The sequence below is a fragment of the Polynucleobacter bastaniensis genome (assembly GCF_018882205.1).
Taxonomy (GTDB): Bacteria; Pseudomonadota; Gammaproteobacteria; order Burkholderiales; family Burkholderiaceae; genus Polynucleobacter; species Polynucleobacter bastaniensis.
On record NZ_JACVOU010000006.1, the window covers coordinates 70,741 to 79,679 of the forward strand.

Sequence of the window (8,939 nt, forward strand, 5' to 3'; positions counted from 1 at the left end):
CTATCTTTGCCATGAACACATCTACTAATTCTTCCTCAAAAGGCCTTTCCTACCGTGACGCAGGTGTCGATATCGATGCTGGGGATGACTTGGTGGATCGTATTAAACCTTTGGCCAAGAAAACCATGCGGGAAGGCGTGCTAGCTGGGATTGGTGGCTTTGGCGCCCTGTTTGAGGTCCCAAAACGCTACAAAGAGCCAGTTTTGGTAGCTGGTACTGATGGGGTGGGTACAAAGCTCAGATTGGCCTTTGAGTGGAATCGTCACGATACGATCGGCCAGGATTTGGTGGCGATGAGCGTGAATGACATTTTGGTCCAGGGCGCTGAACCCCTCTTTTTCTTGGATTACTTCGCTTGCGGCAAACTCACTGTAGATACTGCAGCCACTGTCGTTGGTGGAATAGCGCAAGGTTGTGAGTTATCTGGTTGCGCACTCATTGGCGGTGAGACTGCTGAGATGCCTGGTATGTATCCTCCAGGTGAATATGACTTAGCTGGATTTGCTGTTGGTGCGGTTGAAAAATCCAAAATTATCACTGGCGCAACGATTGCCCCGGGCGACGTCGTGTTGGCGATTGCTTCGAGCGGTGCACACTCCAATGGTTATTCGCTAGTTCGTAAAATTATTGAGCGTGCCGGGGCCAAGCCGACTGATGATTTAGGTGGTCGACCTTTGGGTGATGTAGTCATGGCTCCTACACAAATTTATGTCAAGCCTTTACTCAAGTTGATTGGAGAGATCAATGTCAAAGGTATGGCTCACATCACTGGCGGCGGTTTAGTGGATAACGTGCCACGCGTACTTCCAGAAAATACTCAAGCCGTACTGCATCGCGATAGCTGGCAAATGCCAGAACTCTTCCGTTGGTTGCAGATGAAGGGTGGCGTAGCCGATGCAGAAATGGTGCGCGTATTTAACTGCGGTGTTGGTATGGTGGTGATTGTGTCTACCGACCAGGCAGATGCCGCAATTCAATCGCTCAAGGCTGAAGGTTTACATGCTTGGACGGTTGGCGAGGTCGTAGAGCGTCCTGCTGGCGCGCCACAAACTATCGTTATTTAATGCTCGGTAAAAGACTATTTATCTAGGCTTTGCTTACAATATTCTAGGGCTGCGTTTAATTCAGTTGGGTTGAACGGGTCAAATGTTTTTCTTCCAGCGATTGCGCGCAACCAAGTTAATTGCCGTTTACCAAGTTGCCGAGTAGCGGCTAGTGCCTTGTAGCGCATTTCAGCATGATCTACTTCACCAGATAAATATTCCCAGACTTGTCGATAGCCTACCGAGCGAATGGCGGGTAGATCGCCATGCAAGTTTGGATTTTTTCTCAACTGCTCAACTTCTTCTAATAATCCTCCGGTGAGCATTTCATCAAAGCGCTTTTCTAAGTTCTGATGTAGGCGGGAGCGATCGCTTGGCTCTAGTGAAATGAGATCAATCCATTCCGGAATAGTCGATCCTTCTCTACCATCTTCGCTTGGTGAATCTGCCAGCAGTGCTGACATCGGATTGCCTGTAATCGCATAAACCTCTAAAGCACGTTGTACTCGTTGAGAATCATTGGGCTGTAAACGCGCGGCAGTCATGGGATCAACTTGAGCTAATTGCGCATGCATCGCAGGCCAGCCAATTGCCTTACCTTGCACATCGAGGTGGGCGCGGATTTCTGGATCGGCAGGCGGGAGAGAAGATAGGCCGTATGCCCAGGCCCGCCAGTACAACATCGTGCCACCCACTACCACGGGGATATTTCCACGCGCTCGAATTTCTTCGCTTAGCCGTTTGGCATCATTTGCGAAGCGCGCAGCTGAATAGGATTCGGTGGGCTCCAAGATATCGATTAGGTGATGCTGAACGGCAGCTTGCTCGGCCATAGTGGGCTTAGCGCTGCCAATATCTAAGCCGCGATAGACCAGCGCAGAGTCCATGCTGATTAACTCTACAGTTTGACCTCGGGATTTGGCATGCTCAGCCAATGCCATTGCGAGATGGGTTTTGCCTGCGCCCGTGGGGCCAACAATACAGAGTATGGGTGGCTGATGAGGTGAATGCGTAGGCTGAATGTGAAGTTCAGTTTGCATATCGCATTATAAGAATGAAATGCCAGACTCTGTATTACTAGCCTGTTAATATCCTTGCAACAAATAGATGGAGCACGATTTGATCGATACCTTATTGCAGTTGGGTGACTTGCTATTACACATTGATCGTCATTTAGACGTGGTGATTCAGCAATACGACTACTGGGCTTATGGCCTGCTCTTTGCCATCGTATTTGCCGAGACTGGTCTAGTGGTGGCCCCCTTCTTGCCTGGGGATTCATTATTGTTTATTGCTGGAGCCTATTGCGCTACCGAGCACTTTAATCTGTGGACACTTTGCATTGGATTGTTGATTGCCGCAATTGCAGGTAATACAGTGAACTACTTCATTGGCCGCTGGATTGGCGAACGAATTTTTAGTAGCGAATCACGTTGGATCGATCAAGCAGCTTTGCGCAAAACCCATGCTTTTTATGAGAAGCATGGTGGCAAAACAATTATTGTGGCGCGCTTTTTGCCGATCATTCGCACCTTTGCACCATTTGTTGCTGGTGTTTCAGCGATGAATTTCTCTCGTTTCCAGTTTTTTAATGTCACTGGTGCGCTCTTATGGGTCTTTGGTTTGGTTATTGCTGGTTACTTCTTCGGAAATATCCCTATCATTCGCCAAAACCTCAATGTGATTGTATTGATTGGCATTGGTGCAGCAGCGATTCCAATTATGTTGGCTGCTATCTATAAATTATTTCAAGGTATAAAGAAATAAGGTCGCTCAATAGGACTGCTTAGTGCAGTTTGGTTTGACCCTCTAGCGTAGCGATGTGCTCACGAATATCTGTTGCATCTTCTGCGCCAGGCATTTCGCTTAAGTAGTGATGCAGATCGGCTATCGCAGGCCGCATATACTCCAGCTGTGCAAAGATCAAGCCGCGATCGCGAACCTCCTCAGCTGAGTCTGGCAACAAAATCACTAGACGTTCTTGAATGCCCAGTAAACGCTCCCAGCGCTCATTTTCTGAATAAATCATTTTGAGATTTCTCATGAAGCGCGAGAGAATTTCTCGAGAGCTAGAAGCTCTCAAGAAAATATTGAGTGGCAGGCTGAGCTCACCCCGATAGCCTTTGGCATCAAGATAGGGATCGAGCATTTCTTGTAATTGATTCTTAGAAAGGGATTCGCCATTCAATGGATCCATGATGATTTCACCTTGTTGCAAGGAGATACGCATCATGAAGTGATTGGGAAAAGATACTCCGCGAATATTCAAGCCAATTTGCTGTCCAAGCTCCATCATTAAGACCGCCAATGAGATTGGAATGCCGCGACGACTCTCAATGATCTGGTGGAGGTAAGAATTCTCGGGCGCGTAAAAATCATTCTGGTTTGGGCCGAACCCTAGCTCGTTATAGAAAACATGTTTGAGCAACTGCAGGCGCTGCATCGGCGGCGTATCTGGAGTGATGCGTTGTTTGATTTTATTGCCCCATTGATCGATCTGATCAAGAACGCCCTGAACATCGAGATCTGGGTAGGCGTGCTGTGCAACTGCTACCGCCGCCTCAGTTAGGGGGAAGTGCTCGTCTTCAGCTACGAGGGACGTGAAATAGTCTAGTTGTTGTGTAGGCATAAGGGCTATTTTGCATGACGTAGGAATTTTTGCCAGCGGATGCCGACAAGCCATAAAGCTGAGAAATACACCACAGCGGCAGCGGCTAGCCAGGCAGCCAGTAATCCAACTCGACTCCAAGGACTAGATTGGAGCTCAATCCAATGATGTGCAGTGGCGGCGTAATACAAGAGGAGCGCAAAAGGAATTAAGGCAAGTAATAGCTGCCCCAAATACTTTAACCACGCGAAGCTTGGTAGGGCACCACGTCGATGCAGGCCGATCCACAGAAGTGCGGCATTCAAGCAGGCGCCAGCGCCAACGGAGAGTGCGAGCCCGGCATGCCCAAGCCAGGGGACAAAAACTAAATTGGCTAATTGGGTTGCCACTAAGACTAGCAAGCCAATTTTTACTGGTGTTCGGATATCTTGGCGGGAATAAAAGCCAGGAGCTAAGATCTTCACCAGAATGAGGCCAATCAGTCCAACGCCATAAGCTGCCAGAGCACGCTGCGTCATTAAGACGTCCAAGGCGCTGAACTTGCCATAGTGATACAAAACTGCTGCTAGCGGTTCTCCAAAAATAAAGAGGGCAATTGCACAGGGCGCTGCCAGTAAAAAGGTGAGCTGCAATCCCCAAATTAAAAGCTCGCCCGCATGTACCAAATCATTCTTTGCGTTTGCTTTGCTTAGGCTTGGCAGCAATACTGTTCCCAGCGCTACCCCTAAAAGGGCTGTTGGAAATTCCATGAGGCGATCAGCATAGGAGAGCCAAGATACGCTACCTGTTTGTAAGCGAGAGGCAATATTGGTATTAATAATGAGAGAAATCTGGGCGACTGAGACTGCAAATACGGCAGGCCCCATTAATTTCATGACACGACGGGCATCCGGATTTTGAGCTGCTGATTTAATTGCTCCAGGCAGGAGCCCCACTCTGGGAAGCAGGCCCAAATGTGCGAGGGCTGGAATTTGAATGGCTAGCTGTAGTACTCCGCCCAGGAGCACGCCGATACTCAGGGCGTAAATGGGTTGATCTAAGTGGGGTGCCAAAAAGATGGCGCTGCCAATGAGGGCTAAATTGAGTAAAACCGGGGTAAATGCTGGAATGGCAAAGCGGCCAAAAGTATTGAGAATCCCCGCAGAGAGGGAAACCATCGAAATGAGTCCAATGTAAGGGAACATGATTCTGGTCATCACGACACTCGCATCGTATGCTGGACCACCCTCAAAGCCTGTAGCAATTACCAGAATCAACAGGGGCGCACCGACAACTCCGAGGAGTACCGTAAGCAGCAAGGCCCAAAATAAGAGCGTAGCGACCGTGTTTACGAGGATTTGGGACTGTTTTACATCCCCCTGACTCGAAATTTCTCCCAAAATAGGTACAAAAGCCTGAGAAAAGGCGCCCTCGGCAAAGAGTCTGCGGAGCAAATTGGGTAGTCTGAAGGCCACATTAAAGGCATCAGTCCACTCGGAAGCCCCAAAACTACGGGCAATCAGGGTTTCCCGAAGTAGTCCGGTAATCCTAGAGAGCATGGTGAGGGAGCTGACCTTGGCGGCAGCTGAAAGCAGATTCATAGGCTAATTTTCCCCTATTTATCAAGCGGCTGGGCTTTTTTAGTCCTTTAATGTAAAATCTTGGGTTTTGGTGAGTCAGCTTATAAATTTGGCGAGCCTACACAGAATTTTAGTTAATCGTATTTTGTAATTTTTATATAGCAAGGTTTAAAGATGGCCAATACCGCACAAGCGCGTAAACGCGCACGGCAGGCAGTAAAACAGAATGAGCACAACTCTAGCTTGCGTTCAAAGCTCCGCACTTCCATCAAGGCAGTTCGTAAAGCAATTGAAACTGGCGATAAGGATGCTGCTGCTAAAGTATTCGCAGCAACTCAGTCCACAATCGACAAGATTGCTGACAAAAAGATTGCTCACAAAAATACTGCATCACGTCAGAAGTCACGTTTGTCTGCAGCTATTAAGGCGATGGCAGCGTAAGACTTTATAGATTTAGGCAGACTTTAGAGTAATCTGAGTCTAAGCCCGCTCCTTATCAGAGCGGGTTTTTGTTTTTAGGGCTGGGAGTGCGACTTCGGTTCGAATTCGCAGGCTTCTTCGATTGGCAGACAGTTGTCTTTGGCGAAGTTCATGACAAAGTCGAGCGCTCTCGGATCGAGATCTCTTAGCCTAGTGTCAATAACGACACATGTTACGTTTGCAATAACCACTGGTGTGGCATAGGGTGAGTAAGTGAAGCGGGGATCGCCAGAGTCGCCTGGGGGGCGAAATGTGGCCATCACTCCGCAAAGACGTTCGGCCCAGTCACTGGGGCGAAAAGGTTTGCCAGCGTTTGTAATGCCTTGAATGAAAAGCTTTTTGTGGTTCAAGTTGGCGTAGAAATCGTAGTAAGGAATCGGTGTTACTTAGGCCTTAGCTTAACAGTCTGCGAAGGCTCTAAGATGACTTTAGTAACTATTTTCGTGCAGTTCGATGCTCCAAACAAAAAATGCAAGCTAAACCTTTTGTAGAAAGCTCAACAATGACATCTTTGGCAAAGCCCCAAGTGCCCGGCCAGGTCAAGCATTACTTGCAGTTTGCTGATCTGACACGCGAAGAATACGACTACCTCCTCAAGCGCTCTGCTTGGCTGAAGACGAAGTTCAAAAGTTACGAGACTTGGCATCCCTTGCACGATCGCACTTTAGCGATGATCTTTGAGAAGCATTCGACTCGTACCCGCCTTTCGTTTGAGGCGGGCATACACCAGCTTGGTGGACATGCCGTATACCTGAACACTCGAGATACCCAGTTAGGCCGTGGTGAGCCTGTAGAGGACGCTGCGCAGGTGATTTCTCGGATGACTGACATCATCATGATCCGTACCTTTGGCCAAGAGATTATTGAACGCTTCGCAGCTAACTCTCGTGTGCCCGTAATCAATGGCCTCACCAATGAATACCATCCTTGCCAAGTATTGGCTGATATCTTTACTTTTGTAGAGGCACGCGGTCCGATTCAGGGTAAAACAGTTGCTTGGGTAGGTGATGCCAACAATATGGCGTATACCTGGATACAGGCAGCGGAGTGCTTGGACTTTCAAATTCGCTTCTCTGCCCCTAGTGGTTATCAGTTAGATGACTCCAGATTGACTCCGAAAGCTTTAAAACATCTGACGATTTGCTCTGATCCAAAAGACGCCTGTATGGGTGCCGACTTGGTTACTACCGATGTATGGACAAGCATGGGCTATGAGGATGAAAATACTTCTCGTATGGCTGCTTTTAAAGACTGGATGGTCGATGAAGAGTTAATGGCATTGGCAAAACCTGAGGCTTTATTTATGCATTGCTTGCCAGCGCATCGTGGTGAAGAGGTCTCTGCAGAAGTGATTGATGGTCCTCAAAGCATCGTTTGGGAAGAGGCTGAAAATCGTTTACATGTTCAAAAGGCCTTGATGGAGTATTTACTCTGCGGCCGTTTGGACTAAGTATTGAAGTAATTTATCTTTGTAAGTGATTAGTTAATTTTTTGATTGAATAGAAATCATGTCTGATATTAAAAAAGTAGTTCTAGCGTATTCCGGTGGTCTTGATACCAGTGTGATTCTTAAGTGGCTTCAAGATACTTATCAATGTGAGATCGTTACCTTCACAGCGGATTTAGGTCAGGGTGAAGAGTTAGAGCCGGCGCGCGCCAAAGCGCTGCAGTTTGGCATCAAGCCAGAAAATATTTTTATCGACGACTTGCGTGAAGAGTTCGTGCGTGACTTTGTGTTCCCCATGTTTCGCGCTAATACGATTTACGAAGGTGAGTATCTTTTAGGCACCTCCATCGCGCGTCCGTTGATTGCTAAGCGTCAAATTGAAATTGCGCGTGCAACTGGTGCTGACTCTGTATCGCATGGCGCTACCGGTAAAGGCAATGACCAGGTACGTTTTGAGTTGGGCTACTACGCACTCGAGCCAGGAATTAAGGTTATTGCACCATGGCGCGAGTGGGATTTACTCTCCCGTGAAAAATTGATGGCCTATGCAGAAAAGCATGGTATCCCAGTAGAGATGAAGCATAAGCAGGGCGGCTCACCTTATTCAATGGATGCCAACTTATTACACATTAGCTACGAGGGTCGTCATCTCGAGAACCCAAATGCTGAAGCAGAAGAATCCATGTGGCGTTGGACGGTATCTCCTGAAAAGGCTCCAGACGCAGCAGAGATTATTGAAATTGAATTCCGTGCTGGTGATCCAGTAGCGATTAATGGCAAGGCTTACAAGCCACATGAATTATTGGCTGAACTCAATCGTATCGGCGGCATGCATGGCATTGGCCGTCTTGACTTAGTTGAGAACCGCTTTGTAGGCATGAAGAGCCGTGGATGCTATGAAACGCCTGGTGGCACTATTTTGTTAAAAGCACACCGCGGTATTGAGAGTATTACTTTGGACCGTGAAGTAGCTCATCTCAAAGATGATCTGATGCCACGTTACGCAAGCCTAATTTATAACGGTCTGTGGTGGGCGCCAGAGCGTCTGGCTCTTCAGACCTTAATCGATCACACGCAGCAAATGGTGAATGGTGTTGTACGTTTGAAGCTCTACAAAGGATCTGTCTCTGTGATCTCGCGCGATTCAGCCAATACTTTGTTTGATCAGACTATCGCCACCTTTGATGATGATGGCGGTGCATACAACCAGGCTGATGCTGGTGGTTTTATTAAGCTCAATGCCTTACGTATGCGGATTGCTGAAACTGCAAGACGTAAGCGTGCGAAATAATTTAGATAAATAACAAACTAGTAATTCAGATTAGAAAGAATAAAGATGCAATTTGATCAAGTTTCTGTAGGCAAAAAAGCTAATGTATTTTTCGATGGTAAATGTGTATCTCACACCGTGACTCTGTCAAACGGTGTTCGTAAATCTGTTGGTGTTGTCTTGCCAAGTACCTTACGTTTTGACCTGAGCACCAAAGAAGTTATGGAAGTCGTCGACGGTAATGCGTTTGTCAGCATTAATGGCGCTCCAGAGGTGGAGTTCAAAGCGGGTCAAAGCTGGGAAGTAGAAAAAGGCGGTTATTTTATTATTCGTGCCGAGTCTCCAGTGCACTACGTTTGTCACTTTGAATAAAGCCTTTGGCTAAGAGTAGAAAAACCACCTACCTGAACTGACCCCATAAAGTTGGACAGTTTAGTTAGGTTAGCACGAGGGATTGAGTTCGGTATTGCACCGGGCTCAATCCCTTTAGTTTTTGTTTGATCCGATCATGGTTGTAGTAATGGATGTATTC

The 8,939-nt window shown here is 47.5% G+C and carries 11 protein-coding genes; 6 read left to right on the forward strand and 5 right to left on the reverse strand.

Translation table 11 applies throughout. The features are described from left to right. The first annotated feature begins 11 nt into the window (after window positions 1-11). Window positions 12-1,064: a phosphoribosylformylglycinamidine cyclo-ligase gene (gene purM / locus ICN22_RS11035; protein WP_216171095.1), complete on the forward strand. Its 1,053-nt coding sequence runs from the start codon at window positions 12-14 to the stop codon at window positions 1,062-1,064. A 14-nt stretch (window positions 1,065-1,078) separates the two neighbouring features. On the opposite strand, the gene miaA is transcribed toward purM, so the two are convergent. Further along, the gene (gene miaA / locus ICN22_RS11040; RefSeq protein WP_216171097.1) at window positions 1,079-2,083 is read right to left on the reverse strand and encodes a tRNA (adenosine(37)-N6)-dimethylallyltransferase MiaA; all 1,005 of its coding nucleotides are present in this window, start codon (window positions 2,081-2,083) and stop codon (window positions 1,079-1,081) included. A gap of 67 nt (window positions 2,084-2,150) precedes the next feature. Here miaA and ICN22_RS11045 point away from each other — a divergent pair, with 67 nt between their 5' ends. Next, window positions 2,151-2,810 (forward strand): VTT domain-containing protein, encoded by a 660-nt coding sequence (locus tag ICN22_RS11045; RefSeq protein ID WP_216171099.1) that lies wholly within the window; start codon window positions 2,151-2,153, stop codon window positions 2,808-2,810. 19 nt (window positions 2,811-2,829) lie between these two features. On the opposite strand, the gene ICN22_RS11050 is transcribed toward ICN22_RS11045, so the two are convergent. After that, complete coding sequence (locus ICN22_RS11050) at window positions 2,830-3,672, reverse strand: SirB1 family protein (protein ID WP_216171102.1); 843 nt, start codon at window positions 3,670-3,672, stop codon at window positions 2,830-2,832. A gap of 5 nt (window positions 3,673-3,677) precedes the next feature. Further along, window positions 3,678-5,231, reverse strand: coding sequence for a murein biosynthesis integral membrane protein MurJ (gene murJ / locus ICN22_RS11055; protein ID WP_216171104.1), 1,554 nt, complete (start codon window positions 5,229-5,231; stop codon window positions 3,678-3,680). A 153-nt stretch (window positions 5,232-5,384) separates the two neighbouring features. On the opposite strand from murJ, the gene rpsT reads away from it, so the two are divergent. Then, window positions 5,385-5,651, forward strand: a complete 267-nt coding sequence (rpsT, locus tag ICN22_RS11060) for a 30S ribosomal protein S20 (RefSeq protein ID WP_046330744.1) — start codon at window positions 5,385-5,387, stop codon at window positions 5,649-5,651. Between the two features lie 74 nt (window positions 5,652-5,725). Here the strand turns inward: rpsT and ICN22_RS11065 are convergent, their stop codons facing one another. Beyond that, window positions 5,726-6,040 (reverse strand): DUF3579 domain-containing protein, encoded by a 315-nt coding sequence (locus tag ICN22_RS11065; RefSeq protein ID WP_215305166.1) that lies wholly within the window; start codon window positions 6,038-6,040, stop codon window positions 5,726-5,728. Window positions 6,041-6,192: 152 nt separating this feature from the next. Between ICN22_RS11065 and argF the strand changes: the two genes are divergently transcribed. From argF to ppnP, 3 genes are read left to right on the forward strand one after another with little or no spacing between them, the layout of a single operon-like run. Continuing rightward, window positions 6,193-7,140, forward strand: coding sequence for an ornithine carbamoyltransferase (gene argF, locus ICN22_RS11070; RefSeq protein WP_216171105.1), 948 nt, complete (start codon window positions 6,193-6,195; stop codon window positions 7,138-7,140). Between the two features lie 58 nt (window positions 7,141-7,198). Further along, window positions 7,199-8,428, forward strand: a complete 1,230-nt coding sequence (locus ICN22_RS11075; protein WP_173960922.1) for an argininosuccinate synthase — start codon at window positions 7,199-7,201, stop codon at window positions 8,426-8,428. Window positions 8,429-8,473: 45 nt separating this feature from the next. Further along, the gene (gene ppnP / locus ICN22_RS11080; protein WP_216171107.1) at window positions 8,474-8,779 is read left to right on the forward strand and encodes a pyrimidine/purine nucleoside phosphorylase; all 306 of its coding nucleotides are present in this window, start codon (window positions 8,474-8,476) and stop codon (window positions 8,777-8,779) included. 64 nt (window positions 8,780-8,843) lie between these two features. Here ppnP and ICN22_RS11085 read toward each other — a convergent pair. After that, window positions 8,844-8,939, reverse strand: a 96-nt coding sequence (locus ICN22_RS11085; RefSeq protein ID WP_216123889.1) for an IS3 family transposase, incomplete at its 5' end; no start/stop codon positions are given.

What these genes read in the sequence shown, in the direction of transcription:
- purM (WP_216171095.1), top strand. Translation starts at nt 12, where the DNA reads ATGAACACATCTACTAATTCTTCCTCAAAAGGCCTTTCCTACCGTGAC.
- rpsT (WP_046330744.1), top strand. Translation starts at nt 5,385, where the DNA reads ATGGCCAATACCGCACAAGCGCGTAAACGCGCACGGCAGGCAGTAAAA.
- argF (WP_216171105.1), top strand. Translation starts at nt 6,193, where the DNA reads ATGACATCTTTGGCAAAGCCCCAAGTGCCCGGCCAGGTCAAGCATTAC.
- ICN22_RS11075 (WP_173960922.1), top strand. Translation starts at nt 7,199, where the DNA reads ATGTCTGATATTAAAAAAGTAGTTCTAGCGTATTCCGGTGGTCTTGAT.
- ICN22_RS11050 (WP_216171102.1), bottom strand. Translation starts at nt 3,672, where the DNA reads ATGCCTACACAACAACTAGACTATTTCACGTCCCTCGTAGCTGAAGAC.
- ppnP (WP_216171107.1), top strand. Translation starts at nt 8,474, where the DNA reads ATGCAATTTGATCAAGTTTCTGTAGGCAAAAAAGCTAATGTATTTTTC.
- ICN22_RS11045 (WP_216171099.1), top strand. Translation starts at nt 2,151, where the DNA reads ATGGAGCACGATTTGATCGATACCTTATTGCAGTTGGGTGACTTGCTA.
- murJ (WP_216171104.1), bottom strand. Translation starts at nt 5,231, where the DNA reads ATGAATCTGCTTTCAGCTGCCGCCAAGGTCAGCTCCCTCACCATGCTC.
- miaA (WP_216171097.1), bottom strand. Translation starts at nt 2,083, where the DNA reads ATGCAAACTGAACTTCACATTCAGCCTACGCATTCACCTCATCAGCCA.